Source organism: Thioclava sp. PTB-PU3-1 (assembly GCF_055666785.1).
Window position 1 is genome coordinate 222,213 of sequence record NZ_JBVNVL010000003.1, and the last position, 24,484, is coordinate 246,696.

Genomic DNA, 24,484 nt, shown 5'->3' on the forward strand with positions numbered 1-24,484 from the left:
CTGACCCTACCTCGGGGTCAGTATTCATACTCTGCCGCCTGATGCCAACGCCATGCATCGGAAATCATGGTGGAAAGGTCCGATCGCTTCGGCTGCCAGCCCAGTTCCTCGGTCGCCCGTTTCGAGCCCGAGACCAGCGCCGCCGCATCACCGGGACGACGGTCCCCTTCGACGATCGGGACGTCGCGATTGGTCACCGCGCGCGAGGCGTCGATCACTTCGCGCACCGAGAACCCGTTGCCCGAGCCAAGGCAGAACACCCGCGACGGCTTGCCGTCCTCGAGCCATTTCAGACCCAGAACATGGGCATCGACCAGATCGGAGACATGGACGTAATCGCGGATGCAGGTGCCGTCGCGCGTCGCGTAATCCGAGCCGAACACGGTGAGCGCCGGGCGTTTGCCCGCGATGGCATCCAGCATCAGCGGAATCAGATGCGTCTCGGGGATGTGCTGCTCGCCTACCTCCGCGTCGGGGTCGGCGCCCGCCACGTTGAAATAGCGGAAGATCACCGAGTTCAGCCCGTGGCTCGCGCCGAAATCGCGCAGCATGTCTTCGATGGCCCGTTTCGAGCCGCCATAGGCATTGATCGGGCGCTGTTCGGTGTCCTCGTTCAGCACCACCCCGTCCTGATCGCCATAGGTCGCGCAGGTCGAGGAGAAGACGAAGTTGCGGCAGCCCGCATCGACGGCCGCCTCAATCAGGTTCAGCGCGCAATTCACGTTGGTGCGCCAGTATTTCGACGGGTTCTGCATCGACTCGCCAACAAGGCTCAGCGCCGCGAAATGCATCACCGCGATGGGCTGATATTTCGCGAAGACCTCGTCGAGGCGGGCACGATCGGCAAGATCGCCCTCCTCGGCGGGACCGAACTTCACCGCCTCTTTCCAGCCGGTGGAGAAATTGTCGAAGCAGACCGGGACATAGCCCGCCGCGGCCAGCGCTTTGCAGGCGTGCGAGCCGATATAGCCCGCACCACCTGTTACCAACACATGCTGCATCGCTTACTCAGCCGCCTGCCGCATCGCGGAAAGATCGGAGAGATATTCGCCGAACTCGTCCTTCAGATCGGGGCGCTGGAGGCCGAAGGCCACCGTCGCCTGCAGGAAGCCCGCTTTCGAGCCGCAATCGTAACGCTGACCGTCGAAGCGATAGCCATAGACCGAGTTGCCGCCATGGATTTCCTGCGCGATCGCGTCGGTCAGCTGAATCTCACCGCCAGCACCCGCCTTGCGCGCATCGAGGTTCCACATGATGCGCGGGGTGAGGATGTAGCGACCGATCACCGCGAGGTTCGAGGGGGCATCCTCGGGCTTGGGCTTTTCGACCATGCCGTTGACCTGCAGGCGCGGGCCGTCGCCCGGGGCGACATCCAGAACCCCGTAGGACGCGGTCTTGTCGGCGGGCACTTCCATCGCCGCGACATAGTTCCCGCCGGTCTCGTTATAGGCTTCCATCATCTGCTGCAGACAGGGCTTGTCGGCGGCAATGACGTCGTCGGTCAGGATCACCGCGAAGGCTTCGTCATGAACCAGGCGACGCGCACACCAGACTGCGTGGCCCAGACCCAGCGGCTGGTTCTGACGGACATAGGCGATCGCGCCGCTGTCCATATTGGTCTGCTGCAGCTCGTCGAGGATTTCGGTCTTGCCCTTCTGCGCCAGCGCGCTTTCCAGTTCGGGGGCGTTGTCGAAATAATCCTCAAGTGCCGATTTGCCGCGCGAGGTGACGAAGATGAACTCCTCGATACCCGCCGCACGCGCCTCGTCGATGGCGTATTGGATAAGCGGGCGGTCCACCAACGTGAGGATCTCTTTCGGGATCGACTTCGTCGCGGGGAGGAAGCGGGTTCCGAGGCCGGCCACCGGGAAGATCGCCTTCGTCACCTTGCTTTTCATTCGTCACCTATAGGGTTGCTACGATTAAATCGTCAGAAGTTGGTTTATTGTGTCCCCAAAGCCGTGATCCAACAAGGGACCGGTTCTGGCGTTGAGCACTCCCGAAGGAAGAAATGCTGCAAATGCGAAAATTGTTTCCTGCAATGCCGTGAAAAACCGCATTTTTAATGCGATAGGCGAGAAATTGCGTGCGTTCAGGGAAGCTGCATCTGCAGCATCATGGATTCGATCCGGGCCACATCGGACGGATTGTTGAGTTCCCAGAACTGCCGTCCGCGCGACTCGACCTCTGTGCAGAGCACCGCGCGACCGTTCTCCAGAAAGCGCAGCTGCTCCAGACCTTCGAGGGTTTCCAGAGGCCCGATCGGCCAGCCCGCATAGGCTGCCAGCGTGTCCGGCCGGTAGGCATAGACGCCCACATGGTGGAACACCGGCGTGGGGGCTTCGTCCGCGTAAGTCTCGGAGGTGAAGGGAATAACCTCTTTCGAGAAATAGAGCCCGCGATTGCCGGCGCCGAACACCGCCGTCGTGCCGCCGACGCGCCCGTTCTGGCGATCTTCCAGCAGGCTGTTGAGCGTCGCACCTTCGCAGCGCAGGACCGGGGTGGCCAGCTCGGCCCAGTCATTCGCGCGCAGGCCTGCAACGAGGTCTTCGATGAACCACGCGGGGGTCAGCGGCGCGTCGCCCTGAAGGTTCACGACGATGTCGAAATCACCGCCAAGGGTCGCGGCCGCTTCGGCGCAGCGCTCGGTCCCGTTGCGGCAGCTCTCGGAGGTCATCACCACCTCGGCGCCGAAGGCTTCGCAGGCCTCGCGGATACGGGAGTCATCGGTCGCTACCACGACCCGGTCGACGCCGCCGACTTGCGTCGCCGCCTCCCAGCTGCGCTGGATCAGGGTCTTTTTCTCGCCCGTGGCGCCGGTCAGTTCGACCAGAGGCTTGCCGGGATAGCGGCTCGACGCGTAGCGCGCCGGGATGACGATCAGGACCGACATTACTTCACCAAGAGAACGCCGGGGGCATAGGCGATGAAGAACGGGTTCTCGAAGCCCGGCTTGCCATAGATGAAGGGCGCGTGATCGTCGAAGCGGATCATTTCGCCGCCCGCGCCGCGCAGAACCGCGTCACCGGCTGCCGTGTCCCATTCCATCGTGCGCCCGAGGCGCGGATAGAGATCGGCCTCGCCGGTCGCGACAAGGCAGAACTTCAGCGACGACCCGGCCGAGGCCATGTCCTTCACTGCGTATTTGCCAATGTAATCGTCGGTCGCCTGATCGCGGTGCGATTTCGACGCTACGACCATCAGACCGCGATTGTCGGGCATCGAGACGGTGATCGGATGCTGCTTGCCGGGGCGCTCCTTGTCGAAGGGGCCATCCTCTTCGACCGCGCGGCCCTCGGCCAGCGTGTAGAACAGACGTCCCTTGGCGGGGGCGTAGACCACGCCGCGCACGGGCTTGCCGTTCTCGACATAGGCGATGTTCACCGTGAAATCGCCGCGGCGCTTGACGAATTCCTTCGTGCCATCGAGCGGATCGACGATCAGGAAGGTCGATACCTCCTGCGAATGGCTCGCGGCCTGCTCTTCGGTGACGAGCGGCATATCGGGAAATTCTGCGCGCAGCCCTGCGGAAATCAGCGCGTCGGCGGCCTCGTCGGCCTCGGTCACCGGCGAGTTATCCGACTTCGACTTCACCTCGAAATCGGGCGAGTCGTAGATCTCCATGATCTTGTCGCCTGCTTCGAGCGCCAGCCGCCGCATCACTCGCATCAGATGTTCGAAATCCATCGTCACGCCTCTCCCGGCCTTGTTAAGGCCCAATTGCTATGCTCCAACTCCCCCCTTATGATGCGGCGATAAGGGTTGAGCAAGCAATCCGACCTAGCTTGGGCCGCAACGACGCCCGAATCGGCAGGGACATGTTCAGACCAGAGACGAAATCGACCAAGCTCGGCACGACCTTCAGCCTGCTGGAGCTGATCTATCACGCCACCGTGCGCAATCTGCGCAAGAACCACGGGAACGCGCTGATCGGTCTGTTGCTGAACATGTTTCAGACGATGCTGTTGGTCATCTCTTTCTACATCATGTTCAGCGTGCTCGGGATGCGGTCGAGCTCGGTGCGGGGCGATTTCCTGCTCTACATCATGACGGGTATCTTCCTCTACATGACCCACACCAAGACCCTCGGCGCGGTCTTCGGGTCGGAAGGGCCCACATCGGCGATGATGAAACACGCGCCGATGACCACGGCGATCTCGATCGCGTCGGCGGCGCTGAGCGCGCTCTATATTCAGGTGCTGTCGATGGTGACGGTGCTCTACATCTACCACGCGGCCTTCAAACCGATCGAGATTTACGACTGGGTCGGCGCGTTCGCGATGGTGCTGCTGGCTTGGTTCACGGGGCTCGCGGTCGGGGTCGTGCTGCTTGCGGCGAAGCCCTGGGCGCCCGAAGTGGTGAGCGTGATCCAGCAGGTCTATACCCGCGCCAACATGATCGCCTCGGGCAAGATGTTCCTCGCCAACAATTTGCCGCACAAGATGCTGATCCTGTTCAATTGGAACCCGCTGTTTCACACGATCGATCAGGCGCGGGGCTACACCTTCATCAACTACAATCCGCATTTCTCGAACTGGGAATACCCGCTCTACGTCGGGCTCGCGATCCTGATGATCGGCCTTCTGGGCGAGTTCTACACACGGCAATACGCGTCGCTTAGCTGGGGCGCGCGGCGCTAAAGGACGAAGGCTCGCGCCGCCGCCTTCGGATCAGGTCTTTCGGATCGTGTCGCCCGGATCGAGGGTCGGCTCCAGCTCGATCACTTCGCCGCCGATCATCCCGCTTTGCGAGCGCCCCGAAATGATCTGCGCCGCCTTGCGGCCAATCTCAGCGCGGCAGGCATTCATCGTGGCGAGCCGCACCGACAACCCGTCGAGCAGTTCCAGCCCGTTGAACCCGGCCAGACCCATCTTGCCCGGCACGTCGATCCCATGATCGAGGCACCAGAGCAGACCGCCCGCGCCGATCATGTCGTTGGAATAATAAAGGAAATCGAGATCGGGCGAGCGCTTGAGCATCGTCTCCGTCATCTCGCGCCCTTTCGCGAGCGCAGAACCGCCCGCGTAGAACTCGGTGTCCGCCAGTTCGATGCCCGCCTTGGCGAGCCCTTCCTTGAACCCTTCGAGCCGTTTGCGCGCCCGGTGATCCTCGGGCATTTTCGTGCCAAGGAACCCGATCTTGCGATAGCCGGCGGCGATGATCGCCTCGGCCATATGCAGCCCGGCGCGGCGATGCGAGATGCCGACGACCGAGTCGATCCCCTCGCCATCGACATCCATGATCTCGACCACCGGAATGCCCGCATTCTGCAGCATGGCGCGCGAGGCGGGCGTGTGCTCGACCCCCGCGATGATCACCCCCGAGGGGCGCCACGAGAGCATCTCATAGAGAACCTGCTCTTCCTTCTCGGGCGAGTAATTCGTCACCCCGACGACCGGCTGCAGCCCGGTATCCTCGAGCTCGTCGGACACGCTCGACAGCACTTTCGGAAAGACGAGGTTCGACAGCGACGGGATGATCACGGCCACGAGGTTCACCCGCTGAGAGGCCAGCGCGCCCGCGATCTTGTTGGGCACATAGCCAAGCGCTTTCGCGGCCTGCAGGACCTTTTCGCGTGTCGCATCAGAGACATCGCCGCGATTGCGCAGCACGCGACTGACGGTCATCTCCGAGACGCCAGAGGCTTCGGAGACATCGCGCAGGGTCAATGGACGGCGGGTTTCGATAGGGCGAGACAAGGGCGGTTCCTCAAGGTTCTCCTCTTGTTAGCGCCAAACATTTCCCTTGCGCAAGCGAATGATGCCAAGTATGTTAGCGTTAACGGTTGTAGGGTCGGATAATCTCCGCCCGATACCTGGAACGACCCTCGCCGGTGTCGGATTCGTCACGGCGAGGGATGCGAAAGGGGGCGCAGTGGGCCAATTTGCGCTCCCTTTTCTTTCCTTCCCCCTAAAATCCTGAAATTTCCGCACGATCCGCAGGCATAGGAATATGCCGCGGTTTTCTGTTGCAGCGCAGCGATGGACTTGCGCCACAAGCTCTTTGGCGGCATCAAAGGCGCAGTGCGGTCCCGTGGCTCAACTGGATAGAGCAGCCCCCTCCTAAGGGGCAGGTTGCAGGTTCGAATCCTGCCGGGATCGCCAAGCAGACATGAAAAAGGCCCGCGCGATGCGGGCCTTTCGTGTTTCTGGCAAGTCGATCAAAGATCGGTCCAGGCCTTGTCCTCGCCCTTGAGGCCACCGACCATCACGCGGGTCGGAAGGCCGATGCGGTCGAGCTGGGTGAAGAAGGGCTTGGGGTCCATCTCTTCGACGTTTTTCATCGTCTTCGCATCCCAGTCGCCCTGCGCGATCAGGATCGCGGCGGCGACCGGCGGCACGCCCGCGGTGTAGGAGATGCCCTGCGAGCCGACTTCCTCATAGGCCTCTTTGTGATCGGCGACGTTATAGACGAAATATTCCACGTCCTTGCCGTCCTTGGTGCCTTTCACCAGATCGCCGATGCAGGTCTTGCCGGTGTAATCGGGCGCGAGGCTCGACGGGTCGGGCAGCACGGCCTTCACCACTTTCAGCGGCACGACTTCCAGACCTTCAGCGGTTTTCACCGGCTGCTCGGAGAGAAGGCCGAGGTTCTTCAGCACGGTGAAGACATTGATGTAGTGATCGCCGAAGCCCATCCAGAAGCGCACATCGGCCTGCGGATAGTTGGTCGCGAGCGAATGCACCTCGTCATGGCCCGACTGATAGGCCTGGGACGGGCCGACGACGGGCAGATCCCAGTTGTGGCCCGACGCGAACATGCTCGTCTCTTTCCACTGCTGGTCTTCCCAATAGTAAACCACGCCGGTGAATTCGCGGAAGTTGATCTCGGGATCGAAGTTGGTCGCGAAATACTTGCCGTGCGAGCCTGCGTTGATGTCGACGATGTCGATGGATTTCACCTCGTCCATCTGGTCGATGGCGAAGCGCGCATAGGCATTCACCACGCCCGGATCGAAGCCCGCGCCGAGGATCGCGGTCACGCCATGCTCGGTGCACAGGTCGCGCTTCTTCCACTCGTAATTGGCATACCACGGCGGGGTTTCGCAGATCTTGTCGGGCTCTTCGTGGATCGCGGTGTCGATATAGGCGGCGCCCGTCGCGATGCAGCCGTCGAGCACGTGCATATTCACGAAAGCGGTGCCGACGTTGATCACGATCTGCGCGCCGGTCTCGCGGATCAGCGCTGCGACGGCCTCGGAATCGGTCGCATCCACCTCATGCGCCTCGAACGTGCCGTCCACTTTCATCGCGCCCTTTTCGCGCACGCTGTCGATGATCGCGTCGCATTTCGATTTGGTGCGCGAGGCGATATGCAGGTCGCCAAGGATGTCGTTATTCTGCGCGCATTTATGCGCCACGACCTGGGCGACGCCGCCCGCTCCGATGATGAGCACGTTCTTTTTCACTTCGGCTGTCTCCTTTTTCTGCGGACAGGGGAAGGGGGCTCTTGTGGGCCCTCAGGACAATGAGGCGCGATAATCCTCATAGGTGAAGTCGCGAATCCGGTCGATGTTCCCATTTTCGCGGCGGATGGCGATGGCGGGCATCGCCACGCCGTTGAACCAGTTCTTCTTGACCATCGTGTAACCGGCGGCATCGGCAATCGAGATACGGTCGCCGATTTCGAGCGGTTTGTCGAACCGCGCCTCGCCGAAGATGTCACCCGCGAGGCAGGTCTTGCCCGCGATCTGGTACTCAAACTCGCCCTGCTGCGGCAGCTTGGCGGTCTCGCGATAGATCAGCAGATCGAGCATATGCGCCTCGATGCTGCTGTCGACGATGGCGATCTTCTTGCCGTTATCGAGAATGTCGAGAACCGTCACCTCGAGCGAGGCTGTCTGCGTGATCGAGGCCTCACCGGGCTCTAGATAGACCTGCACGTCGAAATCCTCGGAGAATTTCTTCAGCCGGTCGGCGAGCGCGTCCAGCGGGTAATCGTCGCCGGTGAAATGGATGCCGCCGCCGAGGCTCACCCATTTCAGACGCTTCAGGATATCGCCGAACTCCGCCTCGATCCGGGAAAGCTGATGATCGAACAGCGCGAAATCCGCGTTCTCGCAATTGTAGTGGATCATCACGCCCGAGATGCGGTCCATCGCCGCTTCCAGCCGCTCGGCATCCCATTCGCCCAGACGCGAGAACGGCCGCGCCGGGTCCGCGAGATCGAAGCCGGAGGTCGAAAACCGCGGGTTCAGGCGCAGGCCACGTTCGATATGCGTGGCCTTGTCGCCGAAGCGATCCAGCTGGCTCAGCGAGTTGAAGATGATCTTGTCGGCGTAACCGATGGCCTCGTCGATCTCGTGATCGGCCCAGGCGACCGAATAGGCATGGGTTTCCTTGCCGAATTTCTCACGCCCCAGATGCAGCTCGAACAGCGAGCTGGAGGTCGTGCCATCCATGTAGGGCTTCATGATGTCGAAGGCCGACCAGGTCGCGAAACATTTCAGCGCCAGCAGGGCTTTCGCGCCGGAGCGTTCGCGCAGACGCTCGATCTTGCGCATGTTCTCGCGCAGGCGCGCCTCGTCGATCAGGTAGAAGGGCGTGTCGGACATGGCTCTCCCTCGGGTCAACAGACCCTGCGATATAGGGCGCATGTGACAGTGGCGCAACCGGATCAGTCGACTCGGATCGCATCCTTGGCCACGCTAAGTGCATAGCCTTTGCGGGAAATGTTGCGCACGAGAAGCTCGCTGACGAGCTGATTTCCGAGGCTGTCGCGCAGGCGTTTGATCCGCGTGGCGCCCGCCGCCTCGTCGCAATCGGCCTCGTCCCGGCCCGAGATCATCGCCTCGATCTGCACGCCGGTGAGGATGTCGTCGTCCATCCGCGCCTCGGCCAGCACCGACAGCGTCTCGATCGCCGCCGGGGTCAGGGTGAAGCCCATATCGTTGAGCATCACCGCGTTTTCGCCCCGCAGGATGCGTAAGGACTGCACTTCGATCCCGGCGCGGCGAATCTCGGTCATCCGCTTGTTCAGCGCGATCAGCAGCAGAAGGAAGACGATCGTCGCGATCAGAAGCGCGGCGGCGAAGATCAGCAGAATGAAGATGATCACCCGGTAATTCGCCAGCACATCCGAGAACGCGGTGCCCGACTGTGCCAGCACCTCCAGCAGCTTGATCTCGGCTTGTGAGGTCAGATTGTCGTTCTGCACGAAGATCTGCTCGACCCGCGCGTTGAACGCATCCGCGTTCGGCAGATTCGCGAACAGCAGCACCGCGGCCACGGCGAGAATCGCGACCACGGCCACGATCCCGCCCACGACCGCGCGCGAACCGAGTCGTAAACTATCAGTAACGGAGGAAATATTGTCCGGCACTGGCCTTCCTTTGCTCCAAGCCATCGGGGCCGAATGTGGAGAGAACCGTCAGCAAGGTCCACCCATCGGCTTTCAGCTTCGGCGCCAATTCGCGCGCCGCCGCCTTTTTCGAACAGGCCGAGTCAGAGACCTGCGCCACCCCGTATTGCAGCTGCAACGGGTTGTCGCGCTTGGCCTTATAATCGGCATAGCACTCGGCCTGCGCGGCCGAGGCAGAGGCGAGAAACGCCAATATGAGGACTACGTGTTTCATGTGGAACACGCTGCGCTCAACGCCCGTGTTATTCAATAGCCAAAGGGGGTTGGCCCGCCTGTTATCCGATAGCAGGGGGCCGCTATTGCCTGACTTTCGCCCCTCGGCCCAATCTCGGTTCATCGACGTCATGCGGCCTTCCGGGCTGCCGAGTGAAAGGACCGAAGCCATGAGCCTCAAGACCAAGGCCACCGCCGCCATCACCGCCCTCGCCCTCGCGCTGGGCTCCGTCGCAATCAGTGCTACGCCCGCCGCCGCGCTGGGCAAGAAGGACCGTCAGGCGCTGAGCATCCTGCTTGGGGTCGGTGCCGCCGCGCTGCTCCTCGACGGGATGAACAAGAAGGATCACAAAGCGAAGAAGGCGCAGCCGCGCTACGAGAGCTGGCAGGACCGCCAGCGTCGTCTGGAACGTGAACGCCGCGAGCGCGAGCGCCGCGAAGCTGAAGCCCGACGCCAGCGCGCGCAGGAGCGTTACGACCGCGACCACCGTCGCTATAGCCATGATCGCGACCGCATCCGTCTGCCCGCGCAATGCGTGCAGCGTGTGAAGACCGGCCGGGGCTGGGGCGAGGTGGTTTCCGCCTCCTGCCTCGATCGCCGCACCGAACGTCGCCTGCCCGCCAACTGCGCCTTCACGATGAAGACCGGCCGTCACGGCGTCGAGAAAGTCTATGGCAGCAACTGCCTCGAGGATCGCGGGATTCGTCTCAGCCGGCGTTAAGCCATGCGGCAGACGCCATAAGAGCGTCGTCGAGCAGTGCGGGGGCCTTCGGGCCCCCGCTTTTCCATTGAACAGACCTGCCGTTCCGGGGCATTCCGAAGAAATGGCACAGAACCCCGATTTCTCTTTCGAAGAAGCCGCCTTCGCGCGCGGCCTGGAAATCGTTGCAGGCGTGGACGAGGTGGGCCGCGGCCCGCTTTGCGGTCCGGTGACGGCAGCGGCGGTCATTCTCGATCCCGCCCGCATTCCTGAAGGGCTCAACGACTCGAAGAAGCTCACCGCGAAGCGCCGCGCCAATCTGGCCGCGCAGATCATGGACTGCGCCGAGTTCTGCGTGGCCCATGCCAGCGTCGAGGAAATCGACGAGCTCAATATCTACCACGCCTCGCATCTCGCGATGTGCCGCGCGATCGACGGGCTGGGCCGCACCGCCGATCATGTCCTCGTCGACGGCAACCGCGTGCCGCGCGACCTTAAGTTGTCCAGCGAACCGATCGTGAAGGGCGATGCCCGTTCTTTGTCGATCGCGGCGGCCTCGATCCTCGCGAAAGAGGCCCGCGATTTGCTCATGGTGGATTTGGCGCAACAGTATCCGGGCTACGGCTGGGAGCGGAATGCGGGCTACCCGACCAAGGACCACCTGCAGGCACTTCTAGATTTAGGGGTCACCCCCGTTCATAGACGAAGCTTCAAGCCGGTCCACAATATCTTGTGCCAAGCGAATTATATAACCCCTTGATTCAAAAAAGAAATTGACGATGAATCGCCTTTGACTCATTTTTATAGCCATAGATCGGCACAAAGCCGGCTCCCAGATATTGGGCCCTGAGGCGGGCAGTTAAGAGGCTAAAAATGGCAAAGACCAAGACTCCGGTGGTGCGCAATGCACTGCCCCTGAACGAAATTCTGGATGGCGATTGCATCGAAATGATGAACTCGCTGCCCGAGGACAGTGTGGACCTGATCTTCGCCGATCCGCCCTACAATCTACAGTTGCGCGGTGACCTGCGCCGCCCCGATAATTCCAAGGTCGACGCGGTCGATGACGCGTGGGACCAGTTCGGCTCCTTCGCGCATTACGACAATTTCACCCGCGACTGGCTGAAGGCCGCGCGCCGCATCCTCAAGCCGAATGGCGCGATGTGGGTGATCGGCTCCTATCACAACGTGTTCCGCATGGGCGCAGAGCTGCAGAATCAGGGCTTCTGGATTCTCAACGACGTCGTGTGGCGCAAATCGAACCCGATGCCGAATTTCCGCGGCAAGCGCCTGACCAACGCGCATGAGACGCTGATCTGGGCGTCGAAATCCGAAGGCGCGAAATACACCTTCAACTACGAGGCGCTGAAATCGCTCAATGAAGGGGTGCAGATGCGCTCCGACTGGGTGATCCCGATCTGCAATGGCGGCGAGCGTCTGAAGGATTCGAACGGCGAGAAAGCCCACCCGACCCAAAAGCCCGAGGCGCTGCTGCACCGTGTCCTCGTCGGTACCACCAATCCCGGCGACGTGATCCTCGACCCGTTCTTCGGCACCGGCACGACCGGCGCCGTGGCGAAGATGCTCGGCCGCGATTTCATCGGCATCGAGCGCGAAGAAGCGTATCGCGAAGTCGCGCTCAAGCGCCTCGCCAAGATCCGCAAATTCGACAAGGAAGCCCTTGAAGTTTCCACGTCGAAACGCGCCGAGCCGCGCGTGCCCTTCGGCCAGCTGGTCGAACGCGGGATGCTGCGCCCGGGCGAGGAGCTGTATTCGCTCAACGGTCGCCACAAGGCCAAGGTCCGCGCCGATGGCACGCTGATCGGCGACGACGTGAAAGGCTCGATCCATCAGGTCGGCGCCCATCTCGAAGGCGCGCCGAGCTGCAATGGCTGGACCTACTGGACGTTCAAGCGCGATGGCAAACAGGTCCCGATCGACCTGCTGCGCCAGCAAATCCGCGCCGAGATGAACTGAGGCTCGGCCCTCTCTCAAGAATTAGAAGTTACCGCCGGTGCCGAGGGCCGCTCCTCGGCACGCGCCTTGCCCCGCCGTGCGAAACGGCGGGGTCTTTTCGTTTGTGCTGACGATGAAAAGGGGCCTGCCCCACCGCGCCCCCGGGGATATTTGAACAAGAACAAAGAGCCGGATTTCGGCTTGGCGGAAATATCCCGGGGTGAATGGCCGCAGGCCAGAGGGGCAGCGCCCCTGCCGCATTCAGGCCTGGCCGAGGCGAGCGCGCAATTCGCGCAGCACCGGCAGGGTGGCGCGGACCTTATCGGGGCCGAGATCGCGCACGATCCCTCCGATGATCGGCATCAGCGAGGCCAGAGCCGCATCGCGCGCCCGCCGACCGGAGGGCGAGAGCGATACCCATTTGCGCCGCGCATCGTCCCAGTCGGGCCGGATATGCACATGTCCCGCCCATTCCAGCTTGGCGAGCGTGTTGGTCATCGCACCGCGGGTCACATGCAGCGCCTCGGCCAGTTGGGCGGGCGTGCGCTCTTCGTTGATATGGGCCAGCAGGTTGAGCACCGAGAAATGCGAGATCTCCATGCCCTTCGGCAGGGCGCGGCTCACGACGTTGCGCGCCAGCTGATCGGCCATGAAGACCTCGGCGAACAGCGTCGCGGCGAGCGGATCGTTCTCGGGCGGGGTGCTCACGGTCCGTCGAAGCTCCGGTCATGGAAGAGGGACCGCAGGCGCGAGCGCACCGCGTCCACCTGATCGAGATCGAGATCGACGAGGGTCACGCCGGGCTCGGTGCCGCCATCGGCCAGAACCTTGCCCCACGGATCGACCGCCAGCGAATGGCCCCAGGTCCTGCGCGGCCGACCGCCATGCGCGGCATGGGTGCCGCATTGCGCGGGCGCCAGCACGAAGCAGGTATTCTCGATCGCGCGGGCACGCACCAGAACCTCCCAATGGGCGGCCCCGGTCGTGTCGTTGAACGCCGCCGGGATCGTCAACACCTGCGCCCCGGCCTGCGCCAGCGTCCGGTAGAGATGCGGGAAGCGCAGGTCGTAGCAGACCGACAGGCCGAGCTGGGCGTATTTCGTGGCGCCCAGAACCGCCTCGCGCCCGGGGCGGTAGGCTTCGGATTCGCGGTAGCGTTCGGTCTCGGACACGTCCACGTCGAACATGTGGATCTTGTCGTAGCGGGCTTTGATATTGCCCTTGCGCCCGATCAGGAAGGAGCGATTGGCGAAGCGCGCATCGTCTCCGGATTTCAGGCAGAGCGAGCCGATCAGGATATAGACGCCAAGGCGCTCTGCCTCGTTGCAAAGCGCCTCCAGCGTCGGGTCGTGATGCTCGTGATGCAGGACCGCGTTCTGATGGGCGCGATCCGACGAGATCAGATTGGTGCATTCCGGCGTCGCGATCAGCTGCGCACCTTTCGACGCGGCATCGCGGATGAAGTCGAGCGTGACCGGCAGGTTCTGTGCCGGATCATCCGTTACCGAAAGCTGAACGAGCGCCGCCTTCATCGTGTCAGCTCGCCAGCATCTGATCGAGCTTGCCCGAATGTTCGAGCGCGTGCAGCTCGTCGCAGCCGCCGATCGGCTCGTCGCCGATGAAGATCTGCGGGACGGTCCGGCGGCCATTGGCGCGCTGGGTCATCGCGGCGCGCAGTTGCGGTTCGCGGCCGACATCGGTTTCCTCGTAGGAGATGCCCTTCTTGTCCAACAGGCGCTTGGCCATGATGCAGAAGGGGCAGGTGCTGGTGACGTAGATTTCGACGCGTTTCATTCTCAATTCCCTTTGGTCTGCGAGACTATAGGGATTTAGGGTGCCTTCGCAACGCGTGCCAGTGTCACAGTGCAGATCGGCTCTGCACCTGCGCTCAACGCCGCTTCTGTCGCGGCGGAAAGCGTGGCCCCCGAGGTCATCACGTCATCGACGATCAGGAGCGGACGCCCGCGCAGCAGCGCCGCGCGGCGCGGCGTGACGGTGATCGCGCCGTCGAGATTGGTGTGCCGCTCCTCCCGGCTTTTGCCCTTCTGGCTCGACGTGGGGCGGGCGCGGGTGAAGAGATCGGCGCAGTAGTCGTGGCCGGTGCGCCGGGCCAGCGCGCGGGCCAGCTCCGCCGCCTGATTGAAGCGCCGTCGCAGCAGCCGCAGCCGATGCAGAGGGATCGGCGCGATCAGCGTGTCGGGCGTCAGAAGCGGCGCGGCGGCGCGCGCCATCCAGTCGGCCAGCGGCGGCACCAGATCGAGCCGGTCGCCATGTTTCAGAGCCAGCACCAGATCGCGCCCGGTGCCCGAGTAATGCATCACCGTGCGCCCCCGCGCCTAGGGTCTTGGATGGGTGAGGCAGTCGTCGCAAAGGATGGCCGTGTCGCTTTCGCCGGGCAGCGGCGTGCCGCAGGCGTCGCAGACCGTGCCGCGCGCGAAGGTGGCCTCGGACCAGCACGCACCGCAGAGGCCGAAATCCGTGCCGACCGCGTCGCCGCAGGCGATGCAGCGCGGCGGGAAGAGCGCGCGCAATCCCAGACGCCCCGCCGCTAGCATCCGGCTTCGAACCTCGTTAAGGGTTTCTGCCATGGATACGCCGCCCCTTCTGACCGACCGCGCCGCGCTCGAGCGCCATAGACTTCGCGCCGCCCGTGCGCCCGAACTGTTTCTGCACGAGGACGCGGCGGCTGAACTTGAGGAAAGGCTCCTAGAGGTTAACAGAACCTTTACGGCCCCCGCGCTGATCGCCGCTTTTCCCGAGCCGTGGCGCGAAATTCTTCCCGAGGCGAAGATCGTGGCCGATACGGATGTGCTCGATCTCGAGGAAGGCGCGCATGATCTGGTGGTCCACGCGCTCTGTCTGCATTGGGCAAATGACCCGGTCGGGCAGCTGGTGCAGGCGTCGCGTGCGCTGAAACCCGACGGGCTGTTCATCGGCGTGATGTTCGGCGGTCAGACGCTCAATGAGCTGCGCGCCGCACTGGCGCAGGCCGAAGCCGCGATCACTGGAGGCTTGAGCCCGCGGATCGTGCCGATGGGCGAAATTCGCGATCTCGGCGCGCTGATCCAGCGGGCGGGGCTGGCGCTGCCAGTGGCCGATGCGGTGACGCGCAAGGTGACCTACGAGACGCCGCTGCGGCTCTTGTCGGACCTGCGCGCGATGGGCGAGACCAATGCGCTTGCCGCCCGCGATCGCCGCTTCCTGCGCCGCGATGTGCTGACCGAGGCGCTGCGGCTGTATATCGAGACCTATCAGGAGCCCGATGGCCGGGTGCGCGCGACATTCGATATGGTCTGGCTCACCGGCTGGAAGCCGCATCCCGATCAGCAGAAACCGTTGCGTCCGGGCTCTGCGGCACAGCGGCTCGCCGATGCGCTGGGCACCACCGAGCGCCCGAGCGGCGACAAGCCCGGCTCAGCCTAGCGCGTCGAGGAAGGACTTCGACCACCAATGCACGTCATAGGTGGTCAGCCCCTTCATCAGCGACCGATAGCGTTCCCGCCGCTCTCCGCGCGACATCATGAGCGCGGTCAGCATCGAGGTGGCGACCTGTTCGGGATCGTGCGGGTTCACCATCAGCGCCGCATCCATCTGCTCCGCGGCGCCCGCGAATTGCGACAGCATCAGAACGCCGGGATCGTCGGGGTTCTGGGCGGCCACGAACTCCTTCGCCACGAGGTTCATCCCGTCCATCAGGGGCGTCACCAGCGCGACATGCGAGGCGCGATAGAGCCCCGCCAGAACTTCGCGCGGCACTGCGCGATTGATGAAGCGGATCGGAACCCACTGGATATCGGCGAACTGGCCGTTGATGCGGCCCGAGAGATGCTCGGTCTCTTCGCGGATATCGTCATAGGCCTGCACGCCCTCGCGGGTCGGCGGCGAGATCTGCAAGAGCGAGACGTAGCGATGCCAGTCCTCGTGCCGCTCGAGAAACTCGCCGAAGGCGCGGAAGCGGTGCGGCACGCCTTTGGAATAATCCAACCGGTCGACGCCGATCATCAGCCGGCGGTGATCCTTCACGATCCCGGCGGGCAGTTTATCGAACTCGGCCTCCGCCAGTTCCTGAAACTCTCGCGCGTCGATCGAAATCGGGAACGCGGCGATCCGGCATTGGCGAGGCGAGAGATGCACGTAGCCCGCGCCCAGATTGGAGGCGTCGGCGATCTCGATCATCGAGTGGAGGCAGGCACGCACGTCGCGCTCTGCCTGAAGGCCCACGAGGTCGTAATTCGCGATCCACTGGCAGACCTCGCGCCCGTTGGGCAGGGCCTGCATCGCGGTCGGGCCGGGGAAGGGCGTGTGCAGGAAAAAGCCGATCGGATTGGTCACGCCCATCAGGCGCAGCTCGTAAGCCAGCGGCAGCAAGTGGTAGTCCTGCACCCAGATCCGGTCGTCGGGTTTCAGGAACGGCGCCACGAGTTTCGCGATCCGCCGGTTCACCTGCTTGTAGACGCCCAGATATTCCTGATGGATATCCATCAGATCGGCGCGGCCGTGGAATAGCGGCCAGAGCACCGAATTCGAATAGCCCGCGTAATAGTTGTCCTGCTCTTCCTGAGTCAGATCGAAGCAGTAACGTCGGAACGGGCCACCCTCGATCTCGCGCAACTCTGCGGCAGGCGTGTCGGCGATCTCGCCCGAGGTGCCGATCCAGATGCCGCCGGTCTCCTCCAGCACATCGCCAAGCGCCACAACGAGCCCGCCGGAGGGATTGGCCCCGGTGGGAATGCGGTTGGAGATGCAGATCAGGCGGCCCATTCGTCGTTCCTCATTCAGCGTGCCACGGCAGCGGCGAGCCAGGCGCGCACATCCATCGGCTCGTCTAGGTGATAGCGCGCGACGCTCTCTCCGTCACCGACCTTGATGCCGAAGCCGCCATGCGCCTCTGCCCAGGCCAATGCGGGCTCGTCGGTCGTGTCGTCGCCCGCATAGACCGGATTGCGGCCGCCGAACTGCACGAGGTCGGACAGGATCGCCAGAGCGCCATCCTTCGAGAACCCCTCGGGGCGAATTTCGACCGCCATTTTCGCGGGCTGGATCGTGAAGCCGTCATAGCGCGCGGTCAGCTCTTCGGTGAAAGCTTCCACTTTGCCTTGCTTGGCGGGGTTGGAGCGGAAGTGGATCGCGGCGCCGTGGCTCTTGTCTTCAAAAATGAGATCGTGGTCCTGCGCGAACCCGGCCAGATCCTCTTTTACCGCCCCCAGATGTTGTGGGGTCTCGGCCATCGGCGGTTCCATTCCGCGCGCTTCCGAGCCGTGGGAGCCAACCATCAGCCCGTCGAACCCGTCGAGGAAACGTTCCAGCTCGTGCAGGGATCGCCCCGAGACAACCGCAAGCGCCCCGTTGAGCGCCTCCGAGAGTTGTTCGAGCAAACGCGGCAGGTTTTGCGGCACGATCACCGCATCCGGGCGGGGCGCTATGTCCACCAGACATCCGTCGAAATCTAGGAACAACGCGTCTCGCGACGGGTCGAGAGCGGGCGGGGCCGGTTTTTTCCCGGTCATGTCATCCATTGCCATGTGAAGACCGTAAGTGATCCTGTCCCGGTTGAATAGGCCGCATTGGCACAGATCGGGAAACCCGTTAAGTCGGGTGGAAGTTCCGCGATAAATGACGACAGGACAGTGACACGATGACCAACGCCGCAAATCCGCGCCTTGCCCATGCCCCCGCCGATCACCCGCCCGTCAAGGAAGCGAAGATCGGTCTGCTCGTCGCCAATCTCGGAACCCCGGACAACACCGATTACTGGTCGATGCGTCGCTATCTGAACGAGTTCCTCTCGGACCGGCGCGTGATCGATTACCCGGCATGGAAATGGCAGCCGCTGCTGCAACTCATCATCCTGTCGAAGCGGCCTTTCACCTCGGGTGCGAACTACAAGACGATCTGGAACGACGAGGCGGGCGAGAGCCCCCTGATGACGATCACCAAGCAGCAGGTCGCGAAGCTGCGCGATGCGGTCTCGGCGCGCTACGGTCAGGAGGTCGTCGTCGATTACTGCATGCGCTACGGCAATCCCTCGACCCAGTCGGTCGTCGACCGGATGGTCGCGCAGGGCTGCGAGAAGATCCTGTTCCTGCCGCTTTATCCGCAATATGCGGGCGCCACCTCGGCCACCGCGAACGATCAGTTCTTCCGCGCGCTGATGAAGCAAAAGCGCCAGCCCGCCGCGCGCGTGGCGCCGGAATATTTCGACAAGCCCTCCTATATCGACGCGCTCGCGCAATCGGTGGAGCGGGTCTATGCCACGCTCGACGAGAAGCCCGATGTGCTGGTCGCCTCCTATCACGGGATGCCCAAGCGCTATCTGATGGAAGGCGACCCCTACCATTGCCAGTGCCAGAAGACCTCGCGTCTGCTGCGCGAACGGCTCGGCTGGGACAAAGACGGGATCGACACGACCTTCCAGTCGGTCTTCGGCCCCGAAGAATGGCTCAAACCCTACACGGTCGAGCATGTGGCGGAACTGGCGAAGGCCGGGAAGAAGAACATCGCGGTGATCTCGCCCGCCTTCAGCGCGGATTGCATCGAGACGCTCGAAGAGATCAACGGCGAAATCCGCGAGGCGTTCGAGCACGCGGGTGGTGAGAAATTCACCTATGTCCCCTGCCTCAACGATGACGATCTTCACATCAAGGCGCTGATGGACGTGGTGGGCGAAAACCTCGCGGGTTGGATCGACTGATAAAACCGTCGCGATCTGCGACGTCCTGCCTCACAGCTTTGTGAGTCTCTCTTCCTATATGTTCTGACGCGGGGGCAAGGGATCGCCGTCTAGGCGCACCCTGCGGACCGGCAACGTCCGGGACGCTCAGAGCAGAAAGGAATGAGAATGATCAAGACTATCGCACTGGCCGCCACGGTGGCCCTCTACGCTGGCGCTTCCTGGGCCGGTCACGCAAATCCCTGGGCGACCGAGGATGACGTGATTTACAACCAAGAGCACGAGGACAACCTCGTGCAATCCATCGACACGCCCGGCGAGGATGAGATGCTCGGCACCATGGTGCGAAGCGCCCATGGCAAGCTCGACGGCTTGACGGGCGGTTCGGGTTCGAGCGGCGGCACCGGCGGCGGCTCGGACCACGAACACGGCCAGGGCGTGGGCAAAGGTGGTAACCACTGACCCCTATCCAATGAATTGAAAACCCCCGGGACTGCGTAGTCCCGGGGGTTTTACTTTGTCCGATGGGTGGCGTGGCTCAGATCAGCAGCACCTGCGTGCCGATCTTCGCGAAGCCGAACAGCTCCTGGATATGTTCGTTGTAAAGACCAATGCAGCCGTTCGAGCTTTTGCGACCGATCTTGCGCGTGTCATGCGTGCCGTGGATCCGGTAATAGCGCCACGACAGATACAGCGCATGGGTGCCCAGCGGGTTATCGGGGCCCGGCGGGACGTAATCGGGCCATTCCGGATTGCGCTTCTTCATCGAGGGCGTCGGCGCCCAGCTCGGCCCTTCGACCTTGCGGATCACCGAGGTCCGGCCGCGCCGCGTCAATTCTTCCGACACCGGCACCGAGGTCGGATAGAGGCGGTAGATCGACTGATCCGCCGACCAGTAATGCAAAGCCCGCGAATGGGTATCCACAAGGATCGCCCCACCGCGGAGGTTCGAGAAATAGGGCTGCCAGTCGCGGTTCTGGAAGCTTGAGATATTGCGGCGCTGGTTCGTATAGGCGTTCGTTTCGAACTGCTCCTGACCGTAATCGGGCGTTTGCGCCCGGGCGGGCAGCGCGAGCCCCGCACCAAGGCAGGCGGCGGCGCCGAGGAAGGCGCGGCGGTCGAAGGGCTTGCGCGTATGGGACATCTCAGGCTCCGGGTTCGCGACGGGGTCAATTGCGATAAATATAATGTGATCGCGCGGCGGCGGCAAATCAAACTGGCGGGGATGTGCCCGCAAAGCGACAGAGGGGTTTGCGCGGCTGGGGACAAGCGTGTAATGCAGATTGACGTTTTAACGAGGGACGGACCAAAGATGTTGCGCGCTTCTGTATTTGCGGTCTCCGCGATTGTGGCTCTGGCGGCTTGCCAGCCGACCGACACGCAGCCCAAACTCGGGCCCGATGGCCTGCCGCTGCCGAAAGTCTACAACATCACTGCGAGCGATCGCTCGGTGATCCCGCAGCGCGTGCTGGAATCGGTGAACAGCCTGCGTTCGGCGCGCGGTGCTGCGCCGCTGGTGCTGAACGACGCGCTGACCACGGCGGCGCTCGCGCATTCCAAGGACATGGCCGTGCAGAACCGCCCGTGGCACTGGGGCTCCGACGGCTCCTCGCCGCTGAGCCGGGCGCAGCGCGCCGGCTATCCGGGGCAGGTGCTGGGCGAGAATATCTCCGAGACCTACGAGACCGAGATGGAGACCCTCTCGGCCTGGATGAAGGTCGCCGATACGCGCGACGTGATCCTGAACCCGGCAGCGACGCAGATGGGCTTCTCTTGGTATCAGGAGCCGTCCGGCAAGATCTGGTGGACGATGGTCACCGGCAACTGAGCCGAAGACCCGCCGCAATCAAAAAGGGCCCCACGCGGGGCCCTTTGTCATTTCCGGGGGATGCTGCGATCAGGGGAAGATGAAGATCGGCGTGCCGTCGCGGACCATCGCGTAGATGTCGCTGATTTCCTTGTCCTTCACCGCGATGCAGCCCGCGGTCCAGTCGCGACCCTTGCCTTTGTTTTTGCCGTCGCGGCCATGGATGAAGATGTCGCCGCCCGCTTTTTTTCCCTGCGATTCCGCGAAGGCCACCTGCTGCGGATTCGGGTAGCTGATACCGATCGACAGGTAATAGGCCGAGTTCGGATTGCGCCGATTGATGTAATAGAGCCCTTCCGGGGTCTTGCCGTCGCCCTCGAACCGCTTCGGCCCGACCGGATCGCCGCCAAGGCCCACCTTGTACTTCTCCAGCACCTCGTCGCCATGCAGCAGATACATCATCCGCTGCGACTTGAAGAGCTGGATCTGAGTCACGGCAGGGCCGTTATAGGATTTGAATTTGGTGGAATCGCCGCAGGCGGCGAGCGTTGCGAGGGCGCATCCGCCCAAGAGGAGGGTTCGACGGTTCATGTTCGGCCTGTATTCGGAGACTGCTGTTTTGCAGTCTTTCTACCCGATTTTCGCCGTCGCATCTAGCGGGTGAAAAGGGCCGCAAGCTCCACATGAGCGGAAAACCGGAACTGATCCACCACCAGAAGCTTGTCGAGCGTGAAGCCCGCTGCAATCAGCGTCTCTGCGTCGCGCGCGAAGGTGACCGGGTTGCAGGAGACATGGACCAGCCGCTTGAGTTTTGATGCCGCGATCTCGGCGATCTGCGCCTGCGCGCCAGCCCGCGGCGGGTCGATCACCACCGCGTCGAACTTCGCCAGCTCGTCGGGCAGAAGCGGACGGCGGAACAGGTCGCGCGCCTCGGTGGAGACCCGGTGCAGGCCCTGCGACTGACGCCAGCCCTGATCGAGCGCCTCGGTCATCGCCGCGACCCCTTCGACCGCATGCACCTCGGCCAGCTCGGCCAGCGGCAGCGAGAAGGTGCCGCAGCCTGCGAAGAGATCGGCCACCTTTTTCGCATTGCCAATCGCCGCTTTGGCGAAGGCGGTCAGCACCGCTTCGCCATGATGGGTCGCTTGCAGAAACGCGCCCGGCGGCGGCACGACTTTCGCTTTTCCGAATTGCTGGATCGCCGGGCGGCGGCCCGCGATGACCTGCCCGTTCCAGCTGAGCCGGGCGAGATCGTGGCTGCGCGCCAGAGCCGACAAAGCCTCGAATTGGGCCGTATCAGGGTCTTTTCCGCCCTGTGTGGCCAGCTCCAGCCCGGCCTCCGACAGCGTCAGGGTGAAGGCGATTTCGCCTTTGCGCGAGCCTGCAATCGAGGTGGCCTCATGCAGCATCGGGATCGCGGCCAGCAGCTCGGGCCGCAGGATCAGGCAGTTCGGAATCTCGACGACCGTGTCCGAGGCGCGGGCGTGAAACCCGACCAAGGTGCCCTTCTTCGTGCGCCGTCCCGAAAGCGTCGCCCGCCTGCGGGAATTGAGCGGCGAGGTCGCGATGCTCATCTCCGGCACGGGCAGGTTGCGCGCGGCCAGCGCCTGACGCACCACGTCCATCTTCCACTCGGCGGTGAACGCCTCGGATGCGTGCTGCATCGAACAGGCCCCGCAGGAACGGTAATGCGGGCAGGGCGCTTTGACGCGGTCGTGCGAGGGCGTCACGATCTTGGGCTGCGCGATGCGGCCGTCGATCACCTCGCCCTCGACCACTTCACCGGGAAGCGCCATTGCGACATGCACGGTCCCCTCGGGGCCATGGGTCACGCCGTCGGCATGCAGGGACAGTCGCTCGATTTCGTAGGTCATGCGCCTTCTCTAGCTGCGCGGCGCGGGTCAGAAAAGACCCTATTCCGCCGCATCCTCCGCGTCGTCGCAGGTCAAGAAGCCGCCGGACTGACGTGCCCAGTAGCGTGCGTAGAGCCCGTTCATCGCCAGCAGCTCGTCATGGCTGCCCTGCTCGACGATCCGGCCTTCCTCCAGCACCACGATCCGGTCCATCTCGGCGATGGTGCTGAGGCGGTGGGCGATCGCCAGCACGGTCTTGCCTGCCATCACCCGGTGCAGCGCGCTTTGAATCTGAGCCTCCACCTCGGAATCGAGCGCCGAGGTCGCCTCGTCCAGCACGAGGATCGGCGCGTTCTTCAGGAAGGCGCGGGCAAGGGCGATCCGCTGGCGCTGGCCGCCGGACAGCTTCACCCCACGCTCGCCCAGCTTGGCGTCATAGCCGCGATTGCCCTCGTGATCGGCGAGGCCGCGAATGAAGTGGTCCGCTTCGGCCTGTTGCGCGGCGGCGATCATCTCCTCCTCGGTCGCGTCGGGTTTGCCGTAGAGGATGTTCTCCCGTGCCGAGCGATTGAACATCGCTGTCTCCTGCGTGACCATCGCGATATTGCGGCGCAGGCTCTCCTGCGTGACCTCACGAATGTTCTGCCCGTCGATCAGAATAGACCCTTTTTCGGGATCATAGAGCCTCAGCAGCAGCGCCACGAGCGTCGATTTCCCCGCGCCCGAGGCCCCGACGATCCCGATCCGCTCGCCATCCGCGATGGTCAGATTGATATCCGCGATCCCGCCGCTGCGACGCCCATAGGCGAAATCGATATTGTCGAACTGGATCTCACCTTCCACGTGGCGCAGCGTGCGAGCATCGGGCGCGTCGGTCAGGTCGTGCATATGCGCGAGCGTCCGCATCCCGTCCTCGGCCTCGCCGATATGGGTCCAGACGGACATAAGCGCCTGACTGACCCAGCCCGACATCTGCGACAGTCGGATCGCGATGGCGCCCGACGTGGCGATGGCCCCCGCAGTCGCCTCGCCCTGCGACCAGAGCCAGATCGCACCGCCCACCAGCATCACCGGAACGATCCCGGCATAGGCCATCTGCACCACGCGATAGAGGCTTTGGACCATGCCGAAGGAATAGGTCTTCTGGCGGAACTTCTGCATCGCCTCCAGCGCGGCGCGATCCTCGTGCTCCGCATGGGCGAACAGTTTCACCGTCTTGATATTGGTGACCGTGTCGACGACCTGCCCCGTCACCATCGCCCGCGCCGAAGCTCGCTCGCGCGAGCGTCCGCGGATATGGGGCAGGAAAAGGCGGATGATCAGGTAGAGCCCGAAGGTCCAGAACACGAGACCCACCGCTCCCCAACGGTCGATCTGGGCCAGAACGATCAGCGAGCCGACGATCGAGGCCAGTGCGAAGAGCCCGGTATTGATGATCTCGGTGACGGTATCGGTGACGGCGCGCGCGGTCTGCATCTGCTTTTGCGCGATGCGCCCGGCGAAGTCGTTGTCGAAGAAGGTGACCGATTGGCCCATCGTCCAGCGGTGCAGCCGCGAGAGCACCAAGGGCATCACGTTGGGGCTGATCAGCAGGTTGTTGGTGGCGGAGCTGATCCCGAAGGTCAGGGGGCGGATCAGCAGGAAGAACGCGACGAACAGAACTAGAAGCCCGACATTGGCCCCGATCACCGCGGCGCGTTCGCTGTTGAGCGCCGCGTCGATCACCTGACCCAGAAGCCAGGCGGAGACCACCTCCATCACGCCGGCGATGGTCGTGCCCAAGCTGGCCACGGCAATCGCGCCCCAGCTGCCCTTGAGGCACCAGCGGAAGAAAGCGCCAAGCTGGCGCGGCGGGGCGCCTTCGGCGGGGGAGAAGGGGTCGAACATGAGTCTCTCTTTCCCCTCCCGATATAGGCGATTGCGG

The 24,484-nt window shown here is 63.4% G+C and carries 26 protein-coding genes, 1 tRNA gene and 1 pseudogene; 9 read left to right on the plus strand and 19 right to left on the minus strand.

Annotated features, from left to right (window positions below; genetic code table 11):
- Positions 1 to 17: 17 nt before the first annotated feature.
- From galE to cysQ, 4 genes are all read right to left on the minus strand, one after another.
- Complete coding sequence (gene galE, locus ACZ7GB_RS10775) at positions 18 to 1,001, minus strand: UDP-glucose 4-epimerase GalE (protein WP_472158652.1); 984 nt, start codon at positions 999 to 1,001, stop codon at positions 18 to 20.
- A 3-nt stretch (positions 1,002 to 1,004) separates the two neighbouring features.
- Complete coding sequence (gene galU / locus ACZ7GB_RS10780; protein ID WP_078522198.1) at positions 1,005 to 1,898, minus strand: UTP--glucose-1-phosphate uridylyltransferase GalU; 894 nt, start codon at positions 1,896 to 1,898, stop codon at positions 1,005 to 1,007.
- 194 nt (positions 1,899 to 2,092) lie between these two features.
- Positions 2,093 to 2,893, minus strand: coding sequence for a 3-deoxy-manno-octulosonate cytidylyltransferase (locus ACZ7GB_RS10785; RefSeq protein ID WP_472158653.1), 801 nt, complete (start codon positions 2,891 to 2,893; stop codon positions 2,093 to 2,095).
- A complete protein-coding gene (cysQ, locus tag ACZ7GB_RS10790; protein ID WP_472158655.1) occupies positions 2,893 to 3,687 on the minus strand; it encodes a 3'(2'),5'-bisphosphate nucleotidase CysQ in 795 nt (264 codons plus the stop codon). The genes ACZ7GB_RS10785 and cysQ overlap by 1 nt, the downstream gene beginning before the upstream one ends.
- Before the next feature lie 131 nt (positions 3,688 to 3,818).
- Between cysQ and ACZ7GB_RS10795 the strand changes: the two genes are divergently transcribed.
- On the plus strand, positions 3,819 to 4,640 hold the full coding sequence (locus tag ACZ7GB_RS10795; RefSeq protein ID WP_078522201.1) for an ABC transporter permease: 822 nt from the start codon (positions 3,819 to 3,821) through the stop codon (positions 4,638 to 4,640).
- 30 nt (positions 4,641 to 4,670) lie between these two features.
- Here the strand turns inward: ACZ7GB_RS10795 and ACZ7GB_RS10800 are convergent, their stop codons facing one another.
- Positions 4,671 to 5,699 carry a LacI family DNA-binding transcriptional regulator gene (locus ACZ7GB_RS10800; RefSeq protein WP_472158656.1) on the minus strand — a complete coding sequence of 343 codons (1,029 nt, stop codon included), beginning with the start codon at positions 5,697 to 5,699 and terminating at the stop codon, positions 4,671 to 4,673.
- Between the two features lie 328 nt (positions 5,700 to 6,027).
- Between ACZ7GB_RS10800 and ACZ7GB_RS10805 the strand changes: the two genes are divergently transcribed.
- Positions 6,028 to 6,104 (plus strand) — tRNA-Arg (locus tag ACZ7GB_RS10805).
- Positions 6,105 to 6,160: 56 nt separating this feature from the next.
- Here ACZ7GB_RS10805 and ACZ7GB_RS10810 read toward each other — a convergent pair.
- The 4 genes from ACZ7GB_RS10810 to ACZ7GB_RS10825 form a co-directional block, all read right to left on the minus strand.
- On the minus strand, positions 6,161 to 7,408 hold the full coding sequence (locus ACZ7GB_RS10810; protein ID WP_472158658.1) for a saccharopine dehydrogenase family protein: 1,248 nt from the start codon (positions 7,406 to 7,408) through the stop codon (positions 6,161 to 6,163).
- A 51-nt stretch (positions 7,409 to 7,459) separates the two neighbouring features.
- Entirely contained in the window at positions 7,460 to 8,554 is a 1,095-nt protein-coding gene (nspC, locus tag ACZ7GB_RS10815) for a carboxynorspermidine decarboxylase (RefSeq protein ID WP_472158659.1), read from the minus strand.
- 62 nt (positions 8,555 to 8,616) lie between these two features.
- Positions 8,617 to 9,321 carry a hypothetical protein gene (locus tag ACZ7GB_RS10820; protein WP_078550958.1) on the minus strand — a complete coding sequence of 235 codons (705 nt, stop codon included), beginning with the start codon at positions 9,319 to 9,321 and terminating at the stop codon, positions 8,617 to 8,619.
- Entirely contained in the window at positions 9,293 to 9,574 is a 282-nt protein-coding gene (locus ACZ7GB_RS10825) for a hypothetical protein (RefSeq protein ID WP_078541754.1), read from the minus strand. The genes ACZ7GB_RS10820 and ACZ7GB_RS10825 overlap by 29 nt, the downstream gene beginning before the upstream one ends.
- 169 nt (positions 9,575 to 9,743) lie before the next feature.
- Here ACZ7GB_RS10825 and ACZ7GB_RS10830 point away from each other — a divergent pair, with 169 nt between their 5' ends.
- The 3 genes from ACZ7GB_RS10830 (at position 9,744) to ACZ7GB_RS10840 (ending at position 12,251) form a co-directional block, all read left to right on the plus strand.
- On the plus strand, positions 9,744 to 10,295 hold the full coding sequence (locus ACZ7GB_RS10830; protein WP_078522204.1) for a hypothetical protein: 552 nt from the start codon (positions 9,744 to 9,746) through the stop codon (positions 10,293 to 10,295).
- A gap of 103 nt (positions 10,296 to 10,398) precedes the next feature.
- Positions 10,399 to 11,034, plus strand: a complete 636-nt coding sequence (locus tag ACZ7GB_RS10835; protein WP_472158660.1) for a ribonuclease HII — start codon at positions 10,399 to 10,401, stop codon at positions 11,032 to 11,034.
- 113 nt (positions 11,035 to 11,147) lie between these two features.
- Positions 11,148 to 12,251, plus strand: a complete 1,104-nt coding sequence (locus ACZ7GB_RS10840) for a DNA methyltransferase (RefSeq protein ID WP_472158662.1) — start codon at positions 11,148 to 11,150, stop codon at positions 12,249 to 12,251.
- Positions 12,252 to 12,491: 240 nt separating this feature from the next.
- Here ACZ7GB_RS10840 and ACZ7GB_RS10845 read toward each other — a convergent pair whose 3' ends face one another.
- The 4 genes and pseudogenes from ACZ7GB_RS10845 to ACZ7GB_RS10860 form a co-directional block, all read right to left on the minus strand.
- Positions 12,492 to 12,881 (minus strand): MarR family winged helix-turn-helix transcriptional regulator, encoded by a 390-nt coding sequence (locus tag ACZ7GB_RS10845; protein ID WP_078541755.1) that lies wholly within the window; start codon positions 12,879 to 12,881, stop codon positions 12,492 to 12,494.
- Between the two features lie 53 nt (positions 12,882 to 12,934).
- The gene (locus ACZ7GB_RS10850; RefSeq protein WP_078570678.1) at positions 12,935 to 13,762 is read right to left on the minus strand and encodes a carbon-nitrogen hydrolase family protein; all 828 of its coding nucleotides are present in this window, start codon (positions 13,760 to 13,762) and stop codon (positions 12,935 to 12,937) included.
- 4 nt (positions 13,763 to 13,766) lie between these two features.
- Complete coding sequence (gene grxC, locus ACZ7GB_RS10855; protein ID WP_078522208.1) at positions 13,767 to 14,024, minus strand: glutaredoxin 3; 258 nt, start codon at positions 14,022 to 14,024, stop codon at positions 13,767 to 13,769.
- A 35-nt stretch (positions 14,025 to 14,059) separates the two neighbouring features.
- Positions 14,060 to 14,785: pseudogene (locus ACZ7GB_RS10860) on the minus strand (ComF family protein).
- A gap of 31 nt (positions 14,786 to 14,816) precedes the next feature.
- Here ACZ7GB_RS10860 and ACZ7GB_RS10865 point away from each other — a divergent pair.
- Complete coding sequence (locus tag ACZ7GB_RS10865) at positions 14,817 to 15,653, plus strand: methyltransferase domain-containing protein (protein ID WP_472158663.1); 837 nt, start codon at positions 14,817 to 14,819, stop codon at positions 15,651 to 15,653.
- Here ACZ7GB_RS10865 and ACZ7GB_RS10870 read toward each other — a convergent pair.
- The gene (locus tag ACZ7GB_RS10870) at positions 15,645 to 16,991 is read right to left on the minus strand and encodes an alpha,alpha-trehalose-phosphate synthase (UDP-forming) (protein ID WP_472158664.1); all 1,347 of its coding nucleotides are present in this window, start codon (positions 16,989 to 16,991) and stop codon (positions 15,645 to 15,647) included. The two genes, ACZ7GB_RS10865 and ACZ7GB_RS10870, sit on opposite strands and share 9 nt — an antisense overlap.
- Before the next feature lie 14 nt (positions 16,992 to 17,005).
- Positions 17,006 to 17,752 (minus strand): trehalose-phosphatase, encoded by a 747-nt coding sequence (gene otsB, locus ACZ7GB_RS10875; protein ID WP_078522212.1) that lies wholly within the window; start codon positions 17,750 to 17,752, stop codon positions 17,006 to 17,008.
- A 113-nt stretch (positions 17,753 to 17,865) separates the two neighbouring features.
- Between otsB and hemH the strand changes: the two genes are divergently transcribed.
- Positions 17,866 to 18,921 carry a ferrochelatase gene (gene hemH, locus ACZ7GB_RS10880; protein ID WP_472158665.1) on the plus strand — a complete coding sequence of 352 codons (1,056 nt, stop codon included), beginning with the start codon at positions 17,866 to 17,868 and terminating at the stop codon, positions 18,919 to 18,921.
- Between the two features lie 147 nt (positions 18,922 to 19,068).
- Positions 19,069 to 19,362 (plus strand): hypothetical protein, encoded by a 294-nt coding sequence (locus ACZ7GB_RS10885; RefSeq protein ID WP_472158666.1) that lies wholly within the window; start codon positions 19,069 to 19,071, stop codon positions 19,360 to 19,362.
- A 76-nt stretch (positions 19,363 to 19,438) separates the two neighbouring features.
- Here the strand turns inward: ACZ7GB_RS10885 and ACZ7GB_RS10890 are convergent, their stop codons facing one another.
- Entirely contained in the window at positions 19,439 to 20,044 is a 606-nt protein-coding gene (locus ACZ7GB_RS10890) for a L,D-transpeptidase (RefSeq protein WP_078550947.1), read from the minus strand.
- Between the two features lie 168 nt (positions 20,045 to 20,212).
- Between ACZ7GB_RS10890 and dalA the strand changes: the two genes are divergently transcribed.
- Entirely contained in the window at positions 20,213 to 20,728 is a 516-nt protein-coding gene (gene dalA / locus ACZ7GB_RS10895; RefSeq protein WP_078522216.1) for a divisome-associated lipoprotein DalA, read from the plus strand.
- A gap of 69 nt (positions 20,729 to 20,797) precedes the next feature.
- On the opposite strand, the gene ACZ7GB_RS10900 is transcribed toward dalA, so the two are convergent.
- The 3 genes from ACZ7GB_RS10900 to ACZ7GB_RS10910 all read right to left on the minus strand — a co-directional run bounded on the left by ACZ7GB_RS10900 (position 20,798) and on the right by ACZ7GB_RS10910 (position 24,447).
- On the minus strand, positions 20,798 to 21,298 hold the full coding sequence (locus ACZ7GB_RS10900) for a L,D-transpeptidase family protein (protein WP_078602353.1): 501 nt from the start codon (positions 21,296 to 21,298) through the stop codon (positions 20,798 to 20,800).
- Positions 21,299 to 21,360: 62 nt separating this feature from the next.
- Positions 21,361 to 22,581, minus strand: a complete 1,221-nt coding sequence (locus ACZ7GB_RS10905; RefSeq protein WP_078602352.1) for a class I SAM-dependent RNA methyltransferase — start codon at positions 22,579 to 22,581, stop codon at positions 21,361 to 21,363.
- Between the two features lie 39 nt (positions 22,582 to 22,620).
- On the minus strand, positions 22,621 to 24,447 hold the full coding sequence (locus ACZ7GB_RS10910; RefSeq protein WP_078605932.1) for an ABC transporter ATP-binding protein: 1,827 nt from the start codon (positions 24,445 to 24,447) through the stop codon (positions 22,621 to 22,623).
- Positions 24,448 to 24,484: the final 37 nt, after the last annotated feature.

Bases quoted from the DNA above. Each gene is read 5' to 3' on its own strand.
- galE (WP_472158652.1), bottom strand. From the start codon at position 1,001: ATGCAGCATGTGTTGGTAACAGGTGGTGCGGGCTATATCGGCTCGCAC.
- galU (WP_078522198.1), bottom strand. From the start codon at position 1,898: ATGAAAAGCAAGGTGACGAAGGCGATCTTCCCGGTGGCCGGCCTCGGA.
- ACZ7GB_RS10785 (WP_472158653.1), bottom strand. From the start codon at position 2,893: ATGTCGGTCCTGATCGTCATCCCGGCGCGCTACGCGTCGAGCCGCTAT.
- cysQ (WP_472158655.1), bottom strand. From the start codon at position 3,687: ATGGATTTCGAACATCTGATGCGAGTGATGCGGCGGCTGGCGCTCGAA.
- ACZ7GB_RS10795 (WP_078522201.1), top strand. From the start codon at position 3,819: ATGTTCAGACCAGAGACGAAATCGACCAAGCTCGGCACGACCTTCAGC.
- nspC (WP_472158659.1), bottom strand. From the start codon at position 8,554: ATGTCCGACACGCCCTTCTACCTGATCGACGAGGCGCGCCTGCGCGAG.
- ACZ7GB_RS10825 (WP_078541754.1), bottom strand. From the start codon at position 9,574: ATGAAACACGTAGTCCTCATATTGGCGTTTCTCGCCTCTGCCTCGGCC.
- ACZ7GB_RS10830 (WP_078522204.1), top strand. From the start codon at position 9,744: ATGAGCCTCAAGACCAAGGCCACCGCCGCCATCACCGCCCTCGCCCTC.
- ACZ7GB_RS10835 (WP_472158660.1), top strand. From the start codon at position 10,399: ATGGCACAGAACCCCGATTTCTCTTTCGAAGAAGCCGCCTTCGCGCGC.
- ACZ7GB_RS10840 (WP_472158662.1), top strand. From the start codon at position 11,148: ATGGCAAAGACCAAGACTCCGGTGGTGCGCAATGCACTGCCCCTGAAC.
- ACZ7GB_RS10845 (WP_078541755.1), bottom strand. From the start codon at position 12,881: ATGGCCGATCAGCTGGCGCGCAACGTCGTGAGCCGCGCCCTGCCGAAG.
- ACZ7GB_RS10850 (WP_078570678.1), bottom strand. From the start codon at position 13,762: ATGAAGGCGGCGCTCGTTCAGCTTTCGGTAACGGATGATCCGGCACAG.
- grxC (WP_078522208.1), bottom strand. From the start codon at position 14,024: ATGAAACGCGTCGAAATCTACGTCACCAGCACCTGCCCCTTCTGCATC.
- ACZ7GB_RS10865 (WP_472158663.1), top strand. From the start codon at position 14,817: ATGGATACGCCGCCCCTTCTGACCGACCGCGCCGCGCTCGAGCGCCAT.
- ACZ7GB_RS10870 (WP_472158664.1), bottom strand. From the start codon at position 16,991: ATGGGCCGCCTGATCTGCATCTCCAACCGCATTCCCACCGGGGCCAAT.
- otsB (WP_078522212.1), bottom strand. From the start codon at position 17,752: ATGGCAATGGATGACATGACCGGGAAAAAACCGGCCCCGCCCGCTCTC.
- hemH (WP_472158665.1), top strand. From the start codon at position 17,866: ATGACCAACGCCGCAAATCCGCGCCTTGCCCATGCCCCCGCCGATCAC.
- ACZ7GB_RS10885 (WP_472158666.1), top strand. From the start codon at position 19,069: ATGATCAAGACTATCGCACTGGCCGCCACGGTGGCCCTCTACGCTGGC.
- ACZ7GB_RS10890 (WP_078550947.1), bottom strand. From the start codon at position 20,044: ATGTCCCATACGCGCAAGCCCTTCGACCGCCGCGCCTTCCTCGGCGCC.
- dalA (WP_078522216.1), top strand. From the start codon at position 20,213: ATGTTGCGCGCTTCTGTATTTGCGGTCTCCGCGATTGTGGCTCTGGCG.
- ACZ7GB_RS10900 (WP_078602353.1), bottom strand. From the start codon at position 21,298: ATGAACCGTCGAACCCTCCTCTTGGGCGGATGCGCCCTCGCAACGCTC.
- ACZ7GB_RS10905 (WP_078602352.1), bottom strand. From the start codon at position 22,581: ATGACCTACGAAATCGAGCGACTGTCCCTGCATGCCGACGGCGTGACC.
- ACZ7GB_RS10910 (WP_078605932.1), bottom strand. From the start codon at position 24,447: ATGTTCGACCCCTTCTCCCCCGCCGAAGGCGCCCCGCCGCGCCAGCTT.